Origin of the sequence: Paraburkholderia ultramafica (genome assembly GCF_902859915.1) — a bacterium.
Lineage (GTDB): Bacteria > Pseudomonadota > Gammaproteobacteria > Burkholderiales > Burkholderiaceae > Paraburkholderia > Paraburkholderia ultramafica.
Window position 1 is genome coordinate 113,187 of the sequence record NZ_CADIKK010000012.1, and the last position, 21,974, is coordinate 135,160.

Sequence of the window (21,974 nt, forward strand, 5' to 3'; positions counted from 1 at the left end):
GCAAAGAGCAGGGGGAGTGTCAAATGAAGAAGAAAAATGCCGTCGGCCTTTCTCGACTCACTCTTGCGGCCAGCGCCGTTTGCATGCCGGCTGCCGTTCATGCTGAAAGCAGCGTCACACTGTATGGCATTCTGGACGCCGGCATCACCTACGTCAGCAACGCGGGCGGCGCTCACCAGTTCAAATTCGACGACGGCATTTCGTACGGCAACCGGATCGGCTTCAAGGGTGAAGAAGATCTCGGCGGCGGCTCGCAGGCCGTGTTCGTCCTCGAATCGGGCTTTCACCTGGGCAATGGACAATTGGGGTTCGGCGGCGCTCTATTCGGACGGCAGGCTTACGTGGGTTTGAAGAACGACTGGGGCACGCTGTCGCTTGGCAACCAGCTCGACATGACCGAAGAGTTCGTCTACCTGTACAACATCTCGGCGTGGGCGAGCGGCTATGCGATCCATCAGGGCGACTTCGACCGGATGAACGGCGACCGGCTGCCGAACTCGATCAAGTTTCTATCAAACGATTTTTCAGGCTTTACGTTTGGCGGCATGTATTCGTTCGGCAATACCGCGGGCGACTTCCATGAGAAGAGTGCGTGGAGTGTCGGCGCGCACTATGAACACAACGCGTTCAACATGGGCGCCGCCTATACGCAGTTGAACAACCCGTTCGGCATCTATGCGTTCGATCCGTTCGCGATGATCGGCGTCCATACCTTTCTCGGCCAGCCCACCGTCTCCGTCGATCCGGCGACCGGCGAGATAACGAGCCTGTATAGCTCGTCGCCGTTCCCGGTCGACAAGCAAGGAGCGTTTGCGGTCGGCGCGGCCTATACGATCGACAAGTTGATGCTGAGCGGCAACTTCACTTATACGACCATCAAGGGCTTCGGGCAGACCTCGCATATGCAGGTCTATGAAGGCGGAGCCGCGTACACGTTCACGCCTGCGCTGGTGTTATACGGCGGCTATCAGCACACGCGCTTCGAAGGCAACCACTGGAACCAGGGCTCGCTCGGGCTGCATTATCTGCTGTCCAAACGCACCGACGTTTATATCTCCGGCGACTATCTGCGTGCATCGGACGGTGTGAATGCGGTGATCGGCTACAGCTTCACGCCGTCGAGCTCGAACACGCAGGCCGACGTGCGGATCGGGATGAGGCATTCGTTCTGACAACGCGTCAACGGATCACCGCATCATGCGGCGCCCGCAAGCCGCTTCTTGAGCGTTTCGATCAGCGCGCGCACTTTCGCCGGTGGATGGCTGGTGGGTGGAAACACGGCCTGGATGCTCGCGGAATCGGCCGCCCATGCGGGCAGCAGGCGGATCAGTCGTCCGGCCGCGATATCGCCGCCAATCGAAAAATCCGTCAACAGGCCGAAGCCGCCACCCGCGAGCGTCGCCGCGCGGCACGCGTCGGCGGTGTTGGTCAGAAGCGCATTTTCGCACCGCACGCTTTCGGTTGAGCCGTCGTCGTGCCGCAAGTCGAGCGTCAGCGGATGCGGCAACACCGTCAATGCGCAAAGGGGCAGTGCCGACAAGTCGGCCGGTGTCCGCGGCTTGCCCCATGTGTCGATGAACTGCGGACTGGCGACGAGCCATTTGACGAAACTGCCGAGTTTCACCGCCCGGTAATTCGAGTCCGCAAGCCGGCCGAGGCGGATCGCGACGTCGATGCCGTCCGCGATCAGATCAACGTATTGATCGCTGCAGAGCAATTCGACCTCGAGTTGCGGATTCGTGCGACGCAGTTCGACCAGCGCGGGCGCAACGACCAGCGCGCCATAGTCGATCGGCGAACTGACGCGCAACATGCCGCGCACGGGCGCCGTTTCTCCGCTGACCGCATTCAGCGCTTCTTCGGTGGCACGCAGAATCTTCACGCTCGCTTCGTAGAACGCGCGGCCCGCTTCCGTCACGCCGAGCCGGCGCGTCGTGCGCACCAGCAGGCTCGCGCCCACTTCGGCTTCGAGCCGCTGCATGTGCGTGCTGACCATCGTTTTGGCGAGCCCTAGCCGGGCAGCCGCGGCGGTCAGCGAGCCTGCGTCGATGACCGCGACGAAGATCGCCAGACGGTTCAGGTTTACGTCGCGTACGTCGGCCATGGTCGATTGTCCACCTTCGATTGAATCTGTTTCCCGGATTATCAGGCTTCCGCAAGGTGGCGCGTGCGCCTTATGCTCGCTACACACCTCATCGAATCCGGAGCCTGACATGCCTGTTGCCAAACCTGCCCAACCTATCCGGCTGTTTACGACGCTGCTTTCCGGGCACGGGCATCGGGTGAAGCTGTTTCTGTCGCTGCTCGACCTGCCGTTCGAAATCGTCGAACTGGACATGAAAGCCGGCCTGCTCGCCGCGTGAGCGGCAGTTTTCTTCTTCTGGCTGGAGTCGATCATGTCTGCTTTTATCCCACTGGATGGCTGGGGCGCGGAGGTTTCGCCATTTCATGCGGGCGAGCAGGCTGTGCAGCAGCGCGTCGGGGTGAGCAGCCAGGCGGAATCGATGGGACGCCGGGGGATTCGCCGTTATATGCCGGAGCAACATCGACGGTTTTTCGCCGGGCAACCGTTCATGGTGTTCGGTGGCGTCGATGCTAGCGGTCAGCCGTGGGCGACAGTGCGTGCGGGTGCGCCGGGTTTCGTGTCGTCGCCGGATGCGCAGACGCTTCGCATCGAAGGCGGCGTACTGCCCGGCGATCCGCTCGCGGGCCGCTGGCAGCAGGGTGCGATGATCGGCGGACTTGGGTTGCAACCGCAGACCCGGCGTCGTAACCGGATCAACGGCGTGGTGCAGTCGGTGCAAGGGGAGACACTCCTGGTTGACGTGACGCAGAGCTTTGGCAACTGCGCGAAGTACATCCAGAGCCGCACGCCGACTTTTGTGGAGCAGGGCGCGCGGCTGCCTTCGATGCCGCCCGAGGTGGCGACGCAACTCAGCGACACGGACCGCGCGCTGTTGATGCGTGCGGACACGTTTTTCATCGCGAGCGCGAATCTCGGCGAAGAGGCGGGGCTCGCGCGCGGAGTCGACGTTTCGCATCGCGGCGGTGCGCCAGGCTTCGTTCGCATCGACGACGCGAGCACGCTGACGACGCCCGACTACAGCGGCAATCACTTCTTCAACACGATCGGCAATCTGATCCACGATCCGCGGGCCGGTCTGCTGTTCATCGACTTTGCGACAGGCGATCTGGTTTATCTCGCGGTGCGGGCGGAAATCGTATGGGACGGTGTCGAACTGGCGGCGTTCGAAGGCGCGGAGCGACTCGTACGTTTTCACATCGAGGAAGTGCGGCGCAGCCGTGGCGCATTGCCATTCCGGTGGTCCGAGGTCGAGTTCGCGCCACAGTTCGCATCCGTGGTGCGTGCGCCGGTTAGTGACGCTGCTCTCATCCGCGAACGTAATGAACCGAGATGACGTCCCGAATCGAACGTCACACAGGCGTCACGTCAGACCACACCGAGAAGCTCCTTCAGTTGCGCTGTCCTCGAGCGGCTGACCGGCACCTGGGACTGTTGCGCATCGTCCATGACGAGATTGACGCTCTCGTCCAGTTTGACCAGTTCGAGCGCGTATTGAAGGCTTACGATGTGGCTGCGATGAACACGCAAATAGATGCTGCTGTCGAGTCGCAGTTCGAGATCGGCCAGCGAAAGATTGGAGAGGTAGCGCTCGTCTTTCGTGACGATCGTCGTGTAATGGCCATCGCCCTGGAAGCGCACGATGTCCTTCAGATCGATCAGGATCACACGGTTCTTCCGGTACACAGGAATCTTGAAGAGGCGGCGTGGCAACGGCACGTCGCCGCCTGCCGGATGGCTGGAGGGCTCGGTGGTCAGATCGGTTACATCGTAGAAGATCATGCAGGTGCCGCAGGCGCCCCCCGCGCCAGTCATTTTGGACACCTTGATCATCAGGATCCGGTCCGGGATGTTGATCATCATCGCCACCGGCGGCGGCGACTTGACCGGGCAGCCGCCCACGTCCTTCGACTGCAAAAGAAAGCGCAGCTTGTCGCGGCTTTTCTCCGGGTGTAATTGCACCACGTCGATCCCGAACAGATGATCTTGTGTCACGCCTAGCGATTGCTCGCCGGCCGGCCCGAGAATCTGCAGCGCGACGTCGTTGAATGCCGTTACGTGACCCTGCGGATCCAGCCAGACAATCCCCGGATTGAACTGCTCGAGCTTGTGCTGGAACGTCTCCGCGCGGCGCTCGAAAGCTGCCACGGCGGTGGGCTCAGACGATTTCATGCGGGTCTCCCCATCTTTCGACGTATGTCCCTGTCGATTTTCGCGCAATTTTCCGGGTCGTTCACGCAGGTAAACCCGCCATTCGGGAAATCGTCATCTCAATGACGCATCGCGTCGTGAAATCGCCGCTCCACCCCGCATGGACAACGCGCCGCTACGCCGAAACCGTTCCGTAAGGTCGCGTTTCAGGTGCGTTTTCCGCTAGTTGGCGCACGTCATCCACCGTTCGGGAAATGCCGTTGAATTGCTGCATTGCATTGTGAAATCCTCCTCACAGGCCGATGACGCTCCCGGTCGTAGGCGAACGATAACAAGGAGGCCAGTGTGATCCCTCGTCCATTCGAATACCACGCTCCCAAAACTTTGCCGGAAGCCATCGCGCTGCTCAACGAGTATGGCGAGGGGGCGAAGCTGCTGGCGGGCGGTCATAGCTTGCTGCCGATGATGAAGCTGCGCTTCGCCGAGCCCGCTCATCTGATCGATCTCGGCAAGCTCACGGAACTCAAGGGCATTCGCGAAGCCGGCGGCGAAATCCGCATCGGCGCGATGACGACCGAGAACGAATTGATCTGGTCGGAACTCCTGCAAACGAAGTGTCCGTTGATCGTCGAAGGCGCGCGGCAGATTTCCGATCCGCAGGTGCGCTACCGTGGCACGCTGGGCGGCGACCTCTCGCATGGCGATCCGGGCAACGATCACCCCGCGCTGATGATCGCGCTCGACGCCTCGTTCGTACTGACGGGCGAGCAGGGCGAGCGTGTCGTGCCGGCCGACAGCTTCTTTGTCGGCACGTACACGACGCTGCTCGAACCCGGCGAGATCATGACGGAAATCCGTATCCCGACCCCTGCGGCGGGCACCGGCTATTGCTACGCGAAGCTCAAGCGCAAAACCGGCGACTTCGCGACGGCGGCCGCGGCAGTCACGCTGCGCATCGGCGCGGCAGGGGTCAGCGACGTGCGGATTGCTCTGACGAATGTCGCCGAGACGGCCATCCGCGCAATCGATGCGGAGCAATACCTGCGAGGCAAGCCGCTGGATGAACCCGCGATCGCCGAAACCGCCCGTCTGGCGATGGCGGCCTGCGCGCCGGTCGCCGATCTGCGCGGCGACGCCGAGTACAAGAGGGCAATGGCGGGTGAAATGACACGCCGGGCCCTGACTACTGCTTACGCGCGCGCAGCGCACTGAACACGCGCATTGAACCCGCACATTGAACCCGCACATTGAACCGATTGCCTGGAGACAGCGACATGAGCAAAAAAATCATGGTGTCGTTCAAACTGAACGGCAAGGAAACGGACGTGGTAGTCGAACCGCGCGAATTGCTGATCCACACGTTGCGCGAAAAGTGCCTGCAAACCGGGCCGCACATCGGCTGCGAGACATCTCATTGCGGGGCCTGCACGGTCGACTTCGACGGCATGTCGGTCAAGTCCTGCACGATGCTGACGGTGCAGGCTGAAGGCGCCGACGTACTGACCGTCGAAGGCCTTGCGCAAGGCGGCGAACTGCATGCGCTGCAAGAAGGCTTCATGCAGGAGCACGGGCTGCAATGCGGCTTCTGTACGCCGGGCATGCTGATGCGCGCATACCGCCTGTTGCAGGAAAACCCCGAGCCCAGCGAAGAGGACATCCGTTACTGGATGGCGGGCAATCTGTGCCGCTGTACGGGCTATCAGAACATCGTGAAGGCAGTGCAATACGCGGCGCGCAAGCTGCGGGGCGAGGCGGTTGAAACATCGCATCCGCTGATGACAGCGGATACCCACTGACGACCGGGAGAACGTGATGGGCAATCTCGACACCAATCTCGATCGTCTCGCCGCGCTGGAAGGGATGGGCTGTTCGCGCAAACGCCGCGAAGATCCGCGCTTCATCCAGGGCAAGGGCACCTACGTCGATGACGTGAAGATGCCGGGCATGCTGTTCGGCGTGATGGTGCGCAGTCCGTATGCGCATGCACGCGTGAAAAAGATCGACAAGTCGCGCGCGCTCGCGCATCCGGGCGTGCATGCGGTGCTGACGGCCGACGACCTGAAGCCGCTCAAGCTGCACTGGATGCCGACGCTCGCCGGCGACGTGCAAGCCGTGCTGGCCGATGAAAAGGTCTGCTTCCAGAATCAGGAGGTCGCCTTCGTCGTCGCCGACGACCGTTATGTCGCGGCCGATGCGGCGGAACTGGTGGAAGTGGAATACGAGGAACTGCCGGCCGTGGTCGATCCGCTGGCGGCGCTCGCCGCGGATGCGCCGGTGATCCGCGAGGACATCCGGGACAAACAGGCCGGCGCGCATGGTGCGCGCAAACACCCGAATCACATCTTCACCTGGCAGATCGGCGACAAGGACAAGACCGACCGCGTGTTCGACAACGCGGAAGTCGCGGTCAGGCAGGACATGCTGTACCCGCGCGTGCATCCATGCCCGCTCGAAACCTGCGGCTGCGTCGCGTCGTTCGACAAGGCGCGTGGCGACCTGACGGTCTATATCACATCGCAGGCGCCGCACGTCGTGCGCACGGTGGTCGGCTTGCTGTCGGCGATTCCTGAGTCGAAGATCCGTATCATCTCGCCGGATATCGGCGGCGGTTTCGGCAACAAGGTCGGCGTGTATCCCGGCTATGTGACGTCGATTGTCGCGTCGATCGTGCTCGGACGGCCGGTCAAGTGGATCGAATCGCGCGCCGAAAACCTGAGCAGCACCGCGTTTGCACGCGACTATCACATGACCGGCGAACTCGCGGCGGATCGCGACGGCCGCATCAAGGCGCTGCGCGTGCACGTCACCGCGGATCATGGCGCGTTCGACGCGTGCGCCGACCCGACCAAATGGCCCGCCGGCATGTTCCATGTCTGTACGGGCTCCTATGCAATTCCGAATGCGTTCGTGTCGGTCGATGGCGTCTATACCAACAAGTTTCCGGGTGGAGTCGCGTACCGATGCTCGTTCCGGGTGACGGAGGCGGTCTATCTGATCGAGCGGATGATCGACGTGCTCGCGCAAAAGCTCGGCATCGACAAGGCCGAGATCCGTCTGCGCAACTTCATCCGCAAGGAGCAGTTTCCGTACACGACGCCGCTTGGGCTCGAATACGACTCGGGCGATTACGAACCGGCGCTGAAAAAAGTGCTCGCCGCGGTCGACTATCCGGCGCTGCGCGCCGAGCAGGCCGCGCGGCGCGCGGACCCGAATGCCGAATGGCTGCTGGGCATCGGCGTCGTGAACTTTACGGAGATCGTCGGCGCAGGGCCGTCGAAGATGTGCGACATTCTCGGCGTCGGCATGTTCGATTCGTGCGAAATCCGCGTGCATCCCGACGGCTCGGCCATTGCGCGGATGGGCACGATCACGCAAGGGCAGGGCCACCAGACCACCTACGCGCAGATCATCGCGTCCGAGGCCGGCATTCCGGCCTCGGTGATTACGGTCGAAGAAGGCGATACGTCCACCGCGCCGTACGGCCTCGGCACTTATGGCTCGCGTTCGACGCCGGTGGCGGGCGCCGCGGTCGCGCGCGCATCGCGCAAGATTCGCGAGAAGGCCCGGCAGATCGCCGCGCATCTGCTCGAAGCCAGCCCGAACGATGTCGAGTTCGATCTCGACCGCTTCGTTCTCAAAGGCTCGCCGGGTCAGTTCAAGACCATCAAGGAAGTCGCGTGGGCGGCGTATAACAACGTGCCCGAAGGGCTGGAGATGGGACTGGAGGCCGTCGACTACTACGACCCGCCCAACTTCACGTTCCCGTTCGGCGCGTACGTGTGTGTGCTCGAGGTGAATCGCTATACCGGCGAAACGCGGGTGCGCCGGTTCTACGCGCTCGACGATTGCGGCACGCGGATCAATCCGATGATCATCGAAGGACAGATTCACGGCGGCCTGACCGAGGGCTTTGCGGTCGCGATGGGCCAGGAGTTGCCGTACGACGAGGCCGGCAATCTGCTCGGCGGCACGCTGCTGGATTACTTCGTGCCGACTTCGGCGGAAACGCCGCATTGGGAGACCGATTTCACGGTGACGCCGTCGCCGCATCATCCGATCGGCGCGAAAGGCGTCGCCGAATCGCCGCACGTGGGCTCGATTCCGTGTTTCACCGCGGCGATGGTCGATGCGTTCGCGCATCTGGGCGTCACGCATATGAACATGCCGCACAACGCGTATCGCGTCTGGCAGCAATGCCGCGCGCTTGGGCTCACGCGGGAGTGACGGTGACGGTGACTGTCTGTGACCGTGACGATAGAGCAGCGGCGCGCAACGCACGCAAACCGGTGCGCTGCGCGCCACACATGCAAAGGGTGGTCCGATGAAAGTCGTACTCGAAAAGGTGTTTCCGCTGGCCGCCACGGCGGACAGCGCGTGGCAACTGATGCAGGACATCGAGGCGGTGGCCGGCTGCATGCCGGGCGCGAAGATTACCGAACGCATCGACGCCACGCATTACAAAGGGACGATCACGGTGCGGCTCGGGCCGGCCACGATGTCGTTCAAGGGCGATATCGAAGTGGTGAATCTCGATACGGCAGCGCGCAGCCTGCATCTGATCGGCAAGGGGGCGGATGCGACCGGCACCTCGGCGGCCTCGATGGATCTGGTCGCCGCGGTGCAGCCAACCGGCGAGACCTGCGAGCTGACCGGCAAGAGCGAAGTGACCATGAGCGGCAAGGCCGCTTCGCTCGGTGGCCGGCTGATGGGGCCGGTGTCGGAGCAGATGCTCAAACAGTTCGTGGCGCATTTCGCGGCGCGGTTGCAGGCCGTGCAGGCGCAGCAGACTGCGGCTGCCGAGGGGGCCGCGCCGGATGGGACGCAGGCGCCTGGCGCCGCGCCAGAAACCGCCGCGCCGCCTTCCGAACTGAACGGCCTCGCGCTCGCATGGGCGGTGGTGCGCGACTGGTTGCGCGGGATTTTTTCGCGCAAGACAGCTTGAGGACGCGAAGCGATCATGGCAACCGACCGCATGCATGATGTCGTCAATCTGCAGGCGCAGCTTGCGCGGCACGGCTTTATCGCCGAGCGCAGCTTTGCCGCGACCTTGCTGCTGACGATGGAGATGCGCCGGCCGTTGCTGCTCGAAGGCGAGGCCGGGGTCGGCAAGACGGAAGTCGCCAAGGCGCTCGCACGCCTGTTGGACACGCGGCTAATCCGGCTGCAATGCTATGAAGGTCTCGACGCGCATGCCGCGCTCTATGAATGGAATTACCAGCATCAGCTGCTGGCGATCAAACTGCTGGAGCAGGACGACCGGTCGATTCCCGACAAGGAGCAGGACATCTTCTCCGAACGCTATCTGCTCAAACGGCCGCTGCTCGAAGCGATTACCACGACACCGGCGCCGGTGTTGCTGATCGACGAAATCGACCGGACCGATGAGGCGTTCGAAGCCTATCTGTTGGAGCTGCTGTCCGACTTCCAGATGTCGATTCCGGAGTTGGGCGTGATCCGCGCCGCCGAGCGGCCGTTCGTGATTCTGACGTCCAACGGCACGCGCGAAATATCCGATGCGCTGCGCCGCCGCTGCCTTTATCAGTATGTCGACTATCCCAGCTTCGAGAAGGAACTGCTGATCGTGCGCACGCAGATTCCCGACGTGCCGGAGAAACTCGCGCGGCAGATGGTCGAATTCGTCCAGTCGGTCAGGCAAATGGATCTGCGCAAGAAGCCGGGGCTTGCAGAAACGCTCGACTGGGTTGCCGCTTTGCTGCGCCTCGGCGTGAGCGCAATCGACGCGGACGGCGTCGAACGGATCATGGATTCACTCGCGGCGCTCGTCAAAACACGCGAGGACCAGGCGGGCCTGACGCGGCCGGTCGTCGAGAAACTGGTGGCGTCATGCTGACCGGCATTGACTGCGCCGCCGCGCGACGCCCGCCACCACCGGACCTCGAAGAGGCTCTGGTGGCCCGCTATGCCGGTTTTGCAGGCTGGCTGCGCGCGAACGATTTTCATGTGACCAGCAGCGACGTGGCCGCGTCGATGGAGGTGGCGCTTCGCATGGGCCAACTGGACAGCGAGCTGTTGCGCTGGAGCCTGCGCGCGTTGCTGTGCTCGCGTGCGCAAGAGTGGCGGCGCTTCGACGAGTTGTTCGACGCGTATTTCTTCGCGCCGAACCGCCGCAGCCTGGTCGAAACAAGGGCGAGCGGCGCAGGCCGGATCGAACCGGACCAAAGAGCTGGGCAGCGCGACCGCAGCGAAGGCACGCCGCTCTCGCTGGCGGCGGGCGGCGGCGCTGCGGCGCAACCGAACGGCAGTACGGCCGAGCAGGGCGCTTCGGTCGAGGAGTCGCTGGCGCACGCGGATTTCCGCCATTTGAACCAGCCCGACGAACTGTTCGCGATCGACGCCGCGATCCGCCGATTCGCGCAGCGTCTGCAGGGCATCCAGTTGCGCCGCGAACGGCGCGCGAACGTGGGCCGCGTGATCGACATGGCGTGGACCGTGCGCCGCAGCGTCTCGCGGGGCGGCCTGCCGCTCGACCTCGGCTGGCGCCGCAAGCGGCGGCTGCGGCCGCGCATCGTGTTGCTGCTGGACGTGAGCCGCTCGATGAGCCTGTACAGCTTTTTCTATCTGCGGCTCGCGCGCGTGCTGAGCGCGCGGGTGTCCGACGTGCATTGCTTTATCTTCCACACGCGGCTGGTGGGCGTCGAGCAGGCGTTGCGCGACCCGGACCCGTGGCGCTCGCAGGAGCGCCTGCAACTGCTGTCGGCGGGATGGGCGGGCGGCACGCGCATCGGCGACAGTCTCGACGAATTCAATCAGCAACATGCCGCGCGGCTGCTCCACTCGCGCACGGCTGTCGTGGTGGTCAGCGACGGTTACGATGCCGGCGAACCCGAACGTCTGCAGCAGGCGCTCGCGACGATGCGGCGCCGTTGCCGGTGTCTCGTGTGGCTCAATCCGCTGGCGAGCCGTGCGGATTTCACGCCGGCAAGCGCGGGCATGCAGGCAGCGCTTCCGTATATCGACCTGCTGGCCGGCGCACGCGATCTGACGAGCCTGGAGCGCGTGCTGCCGCAAGTGCTAACGGTTTTGCAGTGAGGATTCTGCAATGAGGTTCCGGCGATGAGCGACGCAACCCTTCTCCAACTCGAACAACGGCTGATCAAAGAGGCGCGGCCGTTCGCCGTCGTGACCGTGATTCGCGCGGCGCCGCCCACTTCGGCGTGGGTCGGTGCGCAGGCGCTGGTCGAAGGCGACGGCGCGCTGCATGGCTGGATCGGCGGCGGCTGCTCGCGGGCGATCGTGATCGAGGCTGCGCAGCAGACCATCCGCGCTGGCCAGCCGAAACGTGTGCGGATCAGCAACGAGCCAGGGAGGCCGGAAGCGGATGTCGAAGCGCACGCAATGCCGTGTGCGAGCAACGGCACGCTTGAACTGTTCATTCAACCGACCTTGCCCGCACCGGTGGTACTGGTGCTGGGCTCGACGCCTACCGCGCTCGAAGCCTGCGTGCTGGCGCAGCGGGTGGGCCTGCGCGTATGCGCGGCGGCGAGCGTGACGGCGCCGTTGGCGGCGCTTGGTCTGCCGCGGGTGATGCAGGGCTTTGACGTGGCCGCGTTCGAGCAGATCAAGCCCCGGTTGATTCTGGTCGCCACGCAAGGCGACAGTGATGAAGAAGCGCTCGAAGCCGCGTTGCGCAGTTCGGCTGCCGCAGTGCTGCTGGTCGCGAGCCAGCGCAAAGCGGACAGGTTGCGCGACGCGATGCTCCTGCGCGGTATCGCGCCGGAGCGGCTTGCTGCGCTGCATTCGCCCGCTGGTCCGCATATCCATGCGCACACGCCGCAAGAGATCGCCTTGGGCGCGGTCGCGGGGCTGGTGACGATGCGGCGCGAACTGGAGCAGGCGACGGCTGCCGAGGCCGGCGCGCTGCATCCCGTCGGCGGCGAGACGGTGGCGGCCTTGCCGCCGTGTGAAACGCCCGATTCGATTGAAGCGTCCGGCGCACGCTATCTGAATCCGGTATGCGGGATGGCGGTCGAGATCGCTTCGGCCAAACATGTGATCGACTACGGCGGCGAGCGCTTCTATTTCTGCTGCGACTGTTGCAAGCTCGAGTTCGAACGTGAGCCCGAAAAATATCTGGCGATTGCGCAGGGCAAGGTCCAACTGGAGAAGACATGAGCGACACGCACGCATGGAAGGTCGCCGCGCGTCGCGAGGCGCCGACCTTCTCGGCGGTGGTGCTGGCCGCCGGTCTGTCATCCAGGATGCAGGGCCAGCACAAGCTGCTGCTGCCGGTCGAAGGTCAGCCGGCCGTCAGGCGCACGGTGAGCGCGCTGGCCGGGGCGGGGCCCGCGGAAATCGTGGTGGTCACCGGCTACAAGGGGCGCGCGGTGATGGAAGCGCTCGACGGGCTGCCGGTCACATTCCAGAGCAACCCGCGTTATGAGGAAGGACAGATGACCTCGGTGGCCGCCGGCGTGGCCGCGCTCACGGCGCCCTGCAACGTGGTGATGGTGTGCCTCGCCGATCAGGTGCTGCTCGATGCCGCCGATTACCGCGAGTTGATCGACGCGTTCACCGCGATGCCGCGGGGCTCGATCCTGGTGCCGTTCTTCAAGGGACAACGCGGTAATCCGGTGGCGTTTTCCGCAAGCTATGCCGCGGAGGTGGTCAGCGGTCACGTGAATCCGGGATGCCGCAAGCTGATTGCGGAGCATCCCGAGGAAGTGTTTGTCTATGAGGTCGCTCACGACCGCTTCACGGTCGATATGGATACGCCGGAAGACTATGCGCGCATTCAGGAACGGTTGAGTGATGCAAGCGAATGCGCCAGGCGGGCGTTGTCGTAGTCAGCGGTGCGGCGCTACCCCGGCACGGTCGATATCCACGACCTGATGCAAATCGGTGCTGCTCGAAAGCGCGCCTGAGATGCAGCAGCTTTTGCGAGGTGATGCCGTGCATGCGTCGGCAGCGATGCTCTACGTGCCGGGCAGCGTGGATTTCCCGCGGCGCTTGCGCGGCTTCGTCTCGACACCCACACGAGAGTCGCGTGCGAGCACGAGCGCCGTCATTCTTTCCACGATGATTTCAAACGCCGGATCGTCTTGCGATATATAAAGCCATTTTCCAACTACCGGATGTGGCTGCAAAGCCGGCATTTCTTCAACGAGCGCGGCGTGGCGCTCTTGCGACGTGCACACCAGCAGCCCATTCCACGGCTCGCCGCGATCGGCAGCGACCAGGCACAACAGGCCGTCGATATAGGCGGCATCGCAGCCGAACATCCGCCTGAGAATGTAGGTTGAATCGCGCTCAAACGCGTCGAAGATCCAGACGAGAGAATTGCGAATCGAAGAGGGCATCGGCGTAAAGTCCCTGGTGGGTGAGGGCGAAGATGAGCTTACATATATTCGCCGGACGTGGCAGCCACTTTCGATGCCATTCTGGCATGTCGTGGCTTTGGATATTTCGACGGCTATCCGATGCCGGGGCGGGACGCGTTCGCGCATAGCGGAGCTGCGCCTGCGCGCCTATCTATCATGCACGGATCACGTAGGCGCAGGTTCCGACGGAGCACGACCGCCTGCGTGCCTCGCATGCTCCTCGGGAGATAGTTGCACGGGAGCCGCTCTCGGATCGGCATACTCCTGTTCACGCTCAAGGCTGAGACGAAACTGCTTGCACCCAAACCAGAGCAGCGTGACGGCGAGCAGACTCGCAACCAGATTGACTATCGAAATTGAATCGCCGACCGCTCGCGGCGAACCAAACAGCTTGTCGGTCAGAAGCGCAACGACCGTAGTGCCGATGCGATGAGCAATAAGGTTCGATATCAACAGAAACACCGCGCTTTGAAGCTGGCTGATGGCTCCCGCAAGCTCTTTTCGCGGAAGCCCAATGTCGGCGCCTACGTGCGCGCCAGCCAGTGAGCGCCGGAGCAACGCGTCACGCGGCGGCGCCCGGCCGGGCAGACACGTTCTCGTACCATCGCTGAAACGCGGTGTGTTCGGCTGGAATCGGCATCTTCAGCGCGTTGGCTGCGAAGTCGGCCGTCACGAGCGTCGTGATGTCCGCCGCGGAGAAGTCATCGCCGGCGACGAACCGGACTGTCTCGAGCCGCTCGTTGAAGTCGGCGAAAAAGTTGGCCACGCGCTGTTTGCTTCGCTCGATCAGTTCGGGAATCTGGTCATAGGCATGCGGACCTGACAGCGCACGGCCGCTCAGTCCGGCGGCCGCGTTACGCACGCCTTCCATGACCGGCGCGAAGCCGTCCAGTTCCGCGCGGCGTTCCCACATCGTGACCACGGCCTTCGACGTTGCCGTGGTGCCCAGCAATGGGATCTGCGGGTACGCTTCCTCCAGATAACGCCAGATGGCGAGCACTTCTGCGATGACCGGACCGTTGGCGAGAGCCAAAGCCGGCACCTGGCTGCGCGGGTTGATGGCGCGGTAGGCATCGGAAAACTGTTCTTTGGCGCCCAGGTCGACTGGCTTCGTCCGGATGCTGACTCCCTTCTCCGCGATGAAGATGCGCACACGGCGTGCATTAGGGGAGCCGCTGGATTCGTACAGTATGGGTGTAGCGGTGGTCATTTGAATCGTCCTTTTTGATGCTTCGTATAAGTACGGATGCCTTATTAATGTGGTTTCATGAAGACATTGAAATTGGGGTGAATCCGTTCGGGCTGGAGTTTCGAGTCCTGATAGACCTTTGTCCGGACTCAACCTATTGTCTTGCCACCGTCGACGGAGACGATCTGGCCCGTCATGAACGACGCCGCATCGGATGCGAGAAACAGAATCGCGCGGGCGATATCGTCGAAGCGGCTCGGTCGCGCGCGGTAGGCCAGCAATGGGCACAGACGGTCATCGTTCCTGGGGGCGCTATATTCGAACGTTGTCTGGCAGGACTGCGCCATGACGTCCCCGACTCAGTCCGGCGTAACGACGCGTATCGGACGCGTTCCGATCCTCGCTCCCGTTACTTCGTCGATGGCGATCGCCTTGATTTCCGTTCCCGTCTCCGCGTCGAAAAAACGCATCAGCTTGCCACTGCCAAGGTGTTGGCGTCCCCACTCGCCGATCATGAAGAGCACCGGCAGGAAGTCGCGGCCGGCCTTTGTCAGCAGGTATTCGTCGCGAGGCGGTCGCGCCGAGTAACGGTGTTTCTCCAGCAGTCCCGCCTCTGTCAACGAGACCAGCCGCCGCGTCAGGATCGTCGGCGCAATGCCCAGACTCTTGCGGAACTGATCGAAGCGCGTGAGGCCGGCATGCGCATCTCGAAGAATCAACATGCTCCACGCGTCGCCGATAGAAGCGAGGCTGCGTGCGATCGGACACGGGTTATCGCAAGGATTCTTGTTGTCCATACTGTTTTGATAGTGACTTGCTTTCAAAACGGTAGTATAGTCCATTTCAAATCGATAGTAACTCGTGGCGACAGACAGTCTGCCCAACCTGGAGGTTTGGATCATGAACAAGCATGGCATGGGAGTCGCCCTGGTCACCGGGGCGTCGTCAGGCATCGGCGAGGCTACTGCAGAGTGGCTCGCCAAGGCGGGCTATACGGTATTCGGCACCAGCAGGAAAGCGGCGCCGGCAAGCCAGCGAGCCTTCGAGATGCTGGTCCTCGACGTAACCGACGACGAGTCCGTCGGGGCGGCAGTCGGAGAAGTGATGCGACGCGCGGGCCGTATCGACCTGCTCGTGAACAACGCGGGCTTCGGTGTCGCTCCGGCCGGCGCAGAAGAAAGCTCGATCGCTCAGGTCCAGTCGATCTTCGATACGAACTTCCTGGGCGTCGTCCGCATGACACGCGCCGTCCTGCCGCATATGCGCCGGCAAGGCAGCGGGCGCATTATCAACATCGGCTCGGTGCTCGGTTTTTTGCCGATGCCATACGGGGCACTGTATTGCGCGACCAAGCATGCGATTGAAGGGTATTCAGAATCGCTCGACCACGAGGTGCGAAACCAGGGCATCCGTGTTTCGGTCATCGAGCCGGCCTATACCAGGACGCCGTTCGACGCAAACTTCCTGGAAGCCGATGCAAAGCTGGATGTGTACCGGGAAGCGCGTGCGGTCGTGAGCAAACGCGTGAACGCAGTCATGGCTGCCGCCACCGAGCCGCACGTCGTGGCCGAGGTTGTGCTAAAAGCCGCCGTCGCGGCTCAGCCGAAGCGCCGGTACCCCGCCGGTGGTCTCGCGCACCGTCTGCAATGGCTGCGTAGACTCGCACCTGCGAGCATGATGGATGCGGCGCTGCGGAAAGACCTACAGCTCGATACGGTACCCCTGACGCGGTCCGGCGAACAGGCACTGCAAAAATAATCTGCGCATACTGGGGAAGCAAAACATCATGAAAGCATTCACCATCGAGCGCTACGGGAACCAGGATTGCGTGCGCATGAGCGACTTGCCCGAGCCGCAATTGCGGGACGACGACGTATTGGTTCAGATCCACGCCGCAGGAGTCAATCCTCTGGACGCCAAGATCCGGGCCGGCGAGTTCAGGCAGGTTTTGCCGTATCGCTTGCCGCTCATCCTCGGCAACGAGATGGCGGGAATCGTGACCCGGGTTGGATCCCGCGTGCAGCGGTTCAAACCAGGCGATGAAGTCTATGCGCGGCCCGCCAAGGATCGAATCGGCACGTTTGCCGAGTTTATTGCGGTGAGCGAAGCGGACCTCGCAATCAAGCCGAAAACGCTTGTCATGGAAGAGGCTGCGTCGCTCCCTCTGGTCGGCCTGACCGTCTGGCAGGCACTCATTGAGAAAGCGCATCTGAAGCGGGGAGAGAAGGTTCTCATCCACGCGGGGTCCGGCGGCGTCGGAACGTTCGCGATCCAGTTGGCAAAGCATCTAGGTGCGTTCGTTGCGACGACGACAGGCACGGCGAATGTCGAGTGGGTGAAGGAACTCGGCGCAGACATCGTCATCGATTACCGGAAGGACGATTTCGACAAAATCCTTCGCGACTACGACGTGGTAGTCAACAGTCTGGACGGAAAGACGCTCGAGAAGTCGTTAAGCGCCCTCAAACCAGGTGGGCGGCTCATCTCGATCTCAGGGCCGCCCGATCCTGATTTTGCGAAGGAGATCGGGTTGCCCTGGTATATGGGCCTGATCATGCGACTCTTGAGCTATCGGATCCGGCAGAAAGCAAAGCGCCGCGGTGTGAGTTATTCCTTCCTGTTCATGCGCGCAAGCGGAACGCAGCTGCAGGAAATCACTTCACTCGTCGATTCGGGCGCCATCCGTCCGGTTGTGGATCGCAGCTTTCCGTTCGAATCGACCAAAGAGGCGATGGCTTATGTCGAAACCGGACGGGCCAAAGGGAAAGTCGTTGTCAAGCTACGTTGAATATGACCGGTACGGGCAACGACGGTCTGTTACGGCTTTTCAGCAGCCGTTGCGCATTCAGGCCGGCCCTCGGCGACAGCGCGACCGCTACGTGCGGCGGATTCAACCGGTCGATGCAGTAGTTTGATGGAATCGTTCGGACCGGACGACAAGATCCGGATTGTCTGGCTGTCGCCAGACAATCCTGTACTCAGCCCGCAGCCATCATGTCGTTGAACTGGTTGACCCACGCGTGCTCGTCAGGTCCCGGATTGGCGCGCATGGCTACCGCCGGACCGACCAGGATCTCGTTGGCCTCGGTGCCCAATTGTTCGATCGCGCCCGCGATGAACGTTTCAAGCGGCATCGCGCGCTCTTCCTCGCTGCTGTTCATCAACTCGGTACGCACCCAGGGCGGCGCTATTTCGATCAGTGAGACCCGGCTGTCCCGCAGCAGATACCGTTGTGAGAGCGTGTACGAATGCAATGCCGCCTTGGTCGCGCTGTACACCGCCGTGAGTGCCAAGGGCACAAAACCAAGCACCGATGTCACGTTTGCCACAACCGCACCGTCTCGAGTCTTCAGGTGCTCGATCAGCGCCGATGTCATGCGGATCGGACCAAGCAGATTCGTCGCGACGGTCGCGCTCAGCAGTTCGTCGTCGACCGGGCCGTCAGCGCCATCGGGCAACATGATGCCGGCGTTGTTGATCAGCACGTTCAGCCCAGGATGGTCGGCAATCAGCCGGGCAGCGACCGCCTTGATATCCGCCGGATCGGTGACGTCGAGCGCAACCGCCCGCATGCCGGGATTCGCGTCGATGGTCGCTTGCAAACGCTCCGCGCTGCGGCCGGAAATGATCACCTGATTGCCGCGCTTGTGGAGCGCTTCAGCCAGGCCGCGGCCAATGCCCGAGCCGCCGCCGGTGATGAAGACTGTGTTACCTGTGAGTTTCATGATTGGCTCCTGTCGAAATGACGAGTGGAATTAGCGCGGAAAGCGGTTCCCGAACATCGGCAGGCCACTTTGGGATTCGGCCTCGGTTGCCTCGTCCTGCAGCACGTCCCAATGCTCGGCGAGCACGCCGTCCTCGATGCGCAGGATGTCGGCTGCGATCCATGCGACGGGGCGCCCATGGCCTGAAAAGCGCCCATGAACGATCACGTAATCGCCCTCCGCCACGATCACACCGGGTTCGTACCGCAAGGTCGGGGGCAGGGTCTTGATCAGGTTGAACAGTCCGTCGCGCCCCGGTGCAATATGCGCGCTGTGCTGGATATAGTCGGGCGACCAGAAACGCTCGGCGGCGGCATAGTCGCGTTGGTTGAAGAGGGTGTCGAACGCTTCGAGCACGAGGGCCTTGTTGGTGACTTCGGCGGCATTCGTCATGATGGTTCTCCTGAGATGTGAGTGGCGTGGCGGCGTGTCATGCCGGCACAGGCTGAAAGGCGCCCGGGATTCGCCGCGCGCATGCGCGTCAGCGGTGCCATGACGACGCGATTGGGCAAAATGAGCTCCCCCAGCCGGATCGGCTTGAGCAGAGGCTGGTTGCTTTCGATGCTCATGAGGATTTCCTGTGAAGTTTGAAGGATTCATCCAAACACGATGGTGATTGACATTGAGTTTGGTGGAGTGGTCCGGAAAAGTCAATGTCGATCACCATTGTATTTTTCGAGGCCAGCTATAATTGCATTGACAACGGCGTGGAGCATTGAACGATGGGAGTCTCAAAAGAGCAGGCGGTGGAGAACCGGAAGGCCATCATTGCGGCTTCGGAGAAGTTGTTCCGTGAGCATGGAATCGATGGTGTGGGCCTGAGCGCGCTGATGAAGGCGGCAGGCTTCACCCAGGGCGGCTTCTACAACCACTTCGAATCGAAGGAGGCGCTGGCCGCCGAGGTGGTGGCGAGCGCGATGGACAAGGCCAACCAGGACCTGAAAGAAGCGATTGCCGCGCCGATCAGGCGAGGCGGCAACCGGCTGAAGCGCCAGGTGGACTTCTACCTGTCCGGCACGCATTGCAGCGACATCGAGCAGGGTTGCGCGATCGCCGGCCTTACGGCGGACGTCCGCCGGCTCGGCCATGAGGCACAGGCCCACTTTGCGGACGGCTTGCAGGCAATGTTTGAAACGTTGACGGGGCTTGTCGCGCAACAGCGCGGCGAAAGCGGCGCTACGGACGAAGCTCGCCGTGAGGCCATCGCGTTCTACAGCGAGATGGTCGGTGCGCTCATTCTGTCGCGGGCGGTCGCGGGCGCCGATCCCCAGTTCGGAGAAGAAATACTGAACGCGAGCCGTGAGACGCTTCTCAGGAATGTCGCGCAGAGGGCGGGACAGGGCAAGCGCTGAAGCCAGGACGGCTCATCAGGCCGAGGTGAGCTTGCGCCCCCTACCTTGGCATTCGTGATATTCAGCGCAAGCACGAGCGGCTATTGCATAAAACTGGAGTCAAACCTGTATTCGTCAACGAGAACGGATAGCGGGGTGGCGAGGTGAAGAAAGCTGGCGCGCGATGGAGTCTCGCTTGTGCTCCCGGCGGCACCGCGTTGGTGGAACATCGGAATGATGTGATTTAACTTTAAAAGGGTGACATCGCCCCGATTGCACAACGGCCGTACCCGCCCCGCGCCCCTTGCAACGCGGCGGCACCCTCGAAGCTCCCCTATTCAGGGGATGGTTCTACCCTCCGAACAAATCGAAAATGGCGTCACTCGGGAAGCCACCGTGCGCGACATGCACCGACGGACCTGTGTCAACCCGATCCATTTCTCGACTTCAGGAGACGTAAATGCAGGACGCCGTGCAGGGTGCGACGCCATCCCCCTATGCCTATCCGCTGCTGATCAAGCAGCTGCTGCATACGCCGTTCGTTCAGGCGCCCGACCAGGAAATCGTCTACCGCGGCCAGTTGCGGATGACCTATGCGACGCTGCGGGAACGCATCGCGCGGCTCGCCAACGGCCTTCACCAACACGGCGTGCGGCACGGCGCCACCGTGGCAGTGATGGACTGGGACAGCCACCGCTATCTGGAGGCGTACTTCGCGGTCCCGATGATGGGCGCCGTGCTTCAGACGGTCAATGTGCGGCTGTCGCAGGCGGAGATCGCCTACACGATCAACCACGCTGGCGCCGAGGTGCTGTTCGTTCACACCGATTTCCTGCCTGTGGTCGAAGCGATCAAGGATCAGCTTGAAACGGTGCGCACATTCATCTGGATCGACGAGCCGGGTAGCGACGCGTGCGCGCACACGATTGCGTTCGCCACCGAATACGAGGCGATGCTCGCGGCGAGCGCGACGAGCTATGAGTTCCCCGACTTCGACGAGAACACCCGGGCCACCACGTTCTACACCACGGGCACCACGGGCCTGCCCAAGGGCGTGTACTTCTCGCATCGCCAGCTGGTCTTGCACACCATCACCTTGATGGCTGCGCTGGCGAGCCCGGTGTCGGGACAGCGCTTTCACCGCGGCGACGTCTATATGCCGCTGACGCCGATGTTCCATGTGCACGCATGGGGCATGCCCTATATCGCGACGGTACTCGGCGTGAAGCAGGTCTATCCGGGCCGCTATGTGCCCGAGCGTCTCGTGCAACTGGTGCGCGACGAAGGTGTCACGTTTTCGCACTGCGTCAGCACGATCCTGCACATGCTGCTCTCGTGCGATGACGCGAAGCACGCGGACTTCAGCAAATGGAAGGTCATCATCGGTGGCGGAGCATTGCCGCACGGCCTTGCGCGCGCCGCGCTCGATCGCGGCATCGACATCTTTGCCGGCTATGGCATGTCCGAGACGTGTCCCGTACTGAGCCTCGCGCAACTCCCGCCCCACACCGGGCCGCTCGATCTCGATGAAGAGGTGCGCCTGCGCTGCAAGACGGGCTTTCCCGTTCCGCTCGTCGATGTGCGCATCGTCAACGAAGACATGGAAGACGTCGGGCACGACGGCAAGGCCTACGGCGAGATCGTCGTGCGTGCGCCGTGGCTGACACAGGGCTATCTGAACAATCCGGAAGCGTCCGCCCACCTTTGGACCGGCGGCTATCTGCATACGCAGGATATCGCGAACATCGACACGACCGGCAACATTCAGATCACCGACCGTATCAAGGATGTCATCAAGTCAGGCGGCGAGTGGATCTCTTCACTCGAAATCGAGAGCCTGATTTCGCTGCACCCGGGTGTCGCGGAAGTCGCGGTGATCGGGATCAAGGACGAGAAATGGGGCGAACGGCCGGTCGCGCTGGTGGTGCTCAAGACGGACGCGATCGTCACCGAAGACGACGTCAAAGCGCACGTGATGGGATTCAGCAAGACAGGGCGGATTTCGAAGTACGCGGTGCCGCAGATCGTCAAATTCGTCGACGCGCTGGAGAAGACCAGCGTCGGCAAGATGAACAAGAAGTGGTTGCGCGCGCAGTTCGCCTGACCATCGCAAGGAGC

Annotated in this window: 22 protein-coding genes and 3 pseudogenes; 15 read left to right on the top strand and 10 right to left on the bottom strand. The window is 62.6% G+C overall.

Features of this window, described 5'->3' with window-relative positions; genetic code table 11:
* The first annotated feature begins 23 nt into the window (after nucleotides 1-23).
* Nucleotides 24-1,172 carry a porin gene (locus tag HV744_RS14635; protein WP_175150199.1) on the top strand — a complete coding sequence of 383 codons (1,149 nt, stop codon included), beginning with the start codon at nucleotides 24-26 and terminating at the stop codon, nucleotides 1,170-1,172.
* 23 nt (nucleotides 1,173-1,195) lie between these two features.
* On the opposite strand, the gene HV744_RS14640 is transcribed toward HV744_RS14635, so the two are convergent.
* Complete coding sequence (locus tag HV744_RS14640; protein ID WP_175150200.1) at nucleotides 1,196-2,104, bottom strand: LysR family transcriptional regulator; 909 nt, start codon at nucleotides 2,102-2,104, stop codon at nucleotides 1,196-1,198.
* A gap of 109 nt (nucleotides 2,105-2,213) precedes the next feature.
* On the opposite strand from HV744_RS14640, the pseudogene HV744_RS14645 reads away from it, so the two are divergent.
* Together HV744_RS14645 and HV744_RS14650 are read left to right on the top strand one after the other, a co-directional pair.
* A pseudogene (locus HV744_RS14645) lies at nucleotides 2,214-2,348 on the top strand (thioredoxin domain-containing protein); the annotation flags it as partial.
* 48 nt (nucleotides 2,349-2,396) lie between these two features.
* A complete protein-coding gene (locus HV744_RS14650) occupies nucleotides 2,397-3,419 on the top strand; it encodes a pyridoxamine 5'-phosphate oxidase family protein (protein WP_175150201.1) in 1,023 nt (340 codons plus the stop codon).
* 32 nt (nucleotides 3,420-3,451) lie between these two features.
* On the opposite strand, the gene HV744_RS14655 is transcribed toward HV744_RS14650, so the two are convergent.
* Entirely contained in the window at nucleotides 3,452-4,255 is an 804-nt protein-coding gene (locus tag HV744_RS14655; protein WP_175150202.1) for a LytTR family transcriptional regulator DNA-binding domain-containing protein, read from the bottom strand.
* 324 nt (nucleotides 4,256-4,579) lie between these two features.
* Between HV744_RS14655 and HV744_RS14660 the strand changes: the two genes are divergently transcribed.
* The 8 genes from HV744_RS14660 (at nucleotide 4,580) to HV744_RS14695 (ending at nucleotide 13,038) form a co-directional block, all read left to right on the top strand.
* Nucleotides 4,580-5,446 (top strand): FAD binding domain-containing protein, encoded by an 867-nt coding sequence (locus tag HV744_RS14660; RefSeq protein WP_175150203.1) that lies wholly within the window; start codon nucleotides 4,580-4,582, stop codon nucleotides 5,444-5,446.
* Nucleotides 5,447-5,508: 62 nt separating this feature from the next.
* Complete coding sequence (locus HV744_RS14665; protein ID WP_175150204.1) at nucleotides 5,509-6,030, top strand: (2Fe-2S)-binding protein; 522 nt, start codon at nucleotides 5,509-5,511, stop codon at nucleotides 6,028-6,030.
* 16 nt (nucleotides 6,031-6,046) lie between these two features.
* On the top strand, nucleotides 6,047-8,458 hold the full coding sequence (locus HV744_RS14670) for an aerobic carbon-monoxide dehydrogenase large subunit (RefSeq protein ID WP_175150205.1): 2,412 nt from the start codon (nucleotides 6,047-6,049) through the stop codon (nucleotides 8,456-8,458).
* A gap of 97 nt (nucleotides 8,459-8,555) precedes the next feature.
* Complete coding sequence (locus HV744_RS14675; RefSeq protein WP_175150206.1) at nucleotides 8,556-9,176, top strand: SRPBCC family protein; 621 nt, start codon at nucleotides 8,556-8,558, stop codon at nucleotides 9,174-9,176.
* Nucleotides 9,177-9,191: 15 nt separating this feature from the next.
* Nucleotides 9,192-10,085, top strand: coding sequence for an AAA family ATPase (locus tag HV744_RS14680; RefSeq protein WP_175150207.1), 894 nt, complete (start codon nucleotides 9,192-9,194; stop codon nucleotides 10,083-10,085).
* The gene (locus HV744_RS14685) at nucleotides 10,079-11,284 is read left to right on the top strand and encodes a vWA domain-containing protein (RefSeq protein ID WP_175150208.1); all 1,206 of its coding nucleotides are present in this window, start codon (nucleotides 10,079-10,081) and stop codon (nucleotides 11,282-11,284) included. The genes HV744_RS14680 and HV744_RS14685 overlap by 7 nt, the downstream gene beginning before the upstream one ends.
* Before the next feature lie 24 nt (nucleotides 11,285-11,308).
* Nucleotides 11,309-12,367, top strand: a complete 1,059-nt coding sequence (locus HV744_RS14690; RefSeq protein WP_175150209.1) for an XdhC family protein — start codon at nucleotides 11,309-11,311, stop codon at nucleotides 12,365-12,367.
* The gene (locus tag HV744_RS14695; protein ID WP_175150210.1) at nucleotides 12,364-13,038 is read left to right on the top strand and encodes a nucleotidyltransferase family protein; all 675 of its coding nucleotides are present in this window, start codon (nucleotides 12,364-12,366) and stop codon (nucleotides 13,036-13,038) included. Before HV744_RS14690 ends, HV744_RS14695 begins: the two co-directional genes overlap by 4 nt.
* 129 nt (nucleotides 13,039-13,167) lie before the next feature.
* Here the strand turns inward: HV744_RS14695 and HV744_RS14700 are convergent, their stop codons facing one another.
* From HV744_RS14700 to HV744_RS14715, 5 genes and pseudogenes are all read right to left on the bottom strand, one after another.
* On the bottom strand, nucleotides 13,168-13,551 hold the full coding sequence (locus HV744_RS14700; RefSeq protein WP_175150289.1) for a hypothetical protein: 384 nt from the start codon (nucleotides 13,549-13,551) through the stop codon (nucleotides 13,168-13,170).
* A gap of 186 nt (nucleotides 13,552-13,737) precedes the next feature.
* Nucleotides 13,738-14,040: pseudogene (locus tag HV744_RS37290) on the bottom strand (spinster family MFS transporter); the annotation flags it as partial.
* A 94-nt stretch (nucleotides 14,041-14,134) separates the two neighbouring features.
* Nucleotides 14,135-14,782, bottom strand: coding sequence for a glutathione S-transferase family protein (locus HV744_RS14705; RefSeq protein WP_175150211.1), 648 nt, complete (start codon nucleotides 14,780-14,782; stop codon nucleotides 14,135-14,137).
* A 128-nt stretch (nucleotides 14,783-14,910) separates the two neighbouring features.
* Nucleotides 14,911-15,024, bottom strand: a pseudogene (locus HV744_RS14710) (SDR family oxidoreductase); the annotation flags it as partial.
* Between the two features lie 96 nt (nucleotides 15,025-15,120).
* The gene (locus HV744_RS14715) at nucleotides 15,121-15,558 is read right to left on the bottom strand and encodes a winged helix-turn-helix transcriptional regulator (protein WP_175150290.1); all 438 of its coding nucleotides are present in this window, start codon (nucleotides 15,556-15,558) and stop codon (nucleotides 15,121-15,123) included.
* 103 nt (nucleotides 15,559-15,661) lie between these two features.
* Here HV744_RS14715 and HV744_RS14720 point away from each other — a divergent pair, with 103 nt between their 5' ends.
* Entirely contained in the window at nucleotides 15,662-16,519 is an 858-nt protein-coding gene (locus HV744_RS14720; RefSeq protein ID WP_175150212.1) for an oxidoreductase, read from the top strand.
* Between the two features lie 28 nt (nucleotides 16,520-16,547).
* Nucleotides 16,548-17,549 (top strand): NADP-dependent oxidoreductase, encoded by a 1,002-nt coding sequence (locus HV744_RS14725; RefSeq protein ID WP_175150213.1) that lies wholly within the window; start codon nucleotides 16,548-16,550, stop codon nucleotides 17,547-17,549.
* Between the two features lie 190 nt (nucleotides 17,550-17,739).
* Here the strand turns inward: HV744_RS14725 and HV744_RS14730 are convergent, their stop codons facing one another.
* From HV744_RS14730 to HV744_RS14740, 3 genes are read right to left on the bottom strand one after another with little or no spacing between them, the layout of a single operon-like run.
* Entirely contained in the window at nucleotides 17,740-18,486 is a 747-nt protein-coding gene (locus tag HV744_RS14730) for an SDR family oxidoreductase (protein WP_175150214.1), read from the bottom strand.
* A 30-nt stretch (nucleotides 18,487-18,516) separates the two neighbouring features.
* Nucleotides 18,517-18,918: a nuclear transport factor 2 family protein gene (locus tag HV744_RS14735; protein ID WP_175150215.1), complete on the bottom strand. Its 402-nt coding sequence runs from the start codon at nucleotides 18,916-18,918 to the stop codon at nucleotides 18,517-18,519.
* Entirely contained in the window at nucleotides 18,915-19,094 is a 180-nt protein-coding gene (locus HV744_RS14740) for a hypothetical protein (RefSeq protein ID WP_175150216.1), read from the bottom strand. The genes HV744_RS14735 and HV744_RS14740 overlap by 4 nt, the downstream gene beginning before the upstream one ends.
* Nucleotides 19,095-19,247: 153 nt before the next feature.
* On the opposite strand from HV744_RS14740, the gene HV744_RS14745 reads away from it, so the two are divergent.
* Entirely contained in the window at nucleotides 19,248-19,877 is a 630-nt protein-coding gene (locus HV744_RS14745) for a TetR/AcrR family transcriptional regulator (RefSeq protein ID WP_175150217.1), read from the top strand.
* Between the two features lie 439 nt (nucleotides 19,878-20,316).
* A complete protein-coding gene (locus HV744_RS14750) occupies nucleotides 20,317-21,960 on the top strand; it encodes a fatty acid--CoA ligase (protein WP_175150218.1) in 1,644 nt (547 codons plus the stop codon).
* Nucleotides 21,961-21,974: the final 14 nt, after the last annotated feature.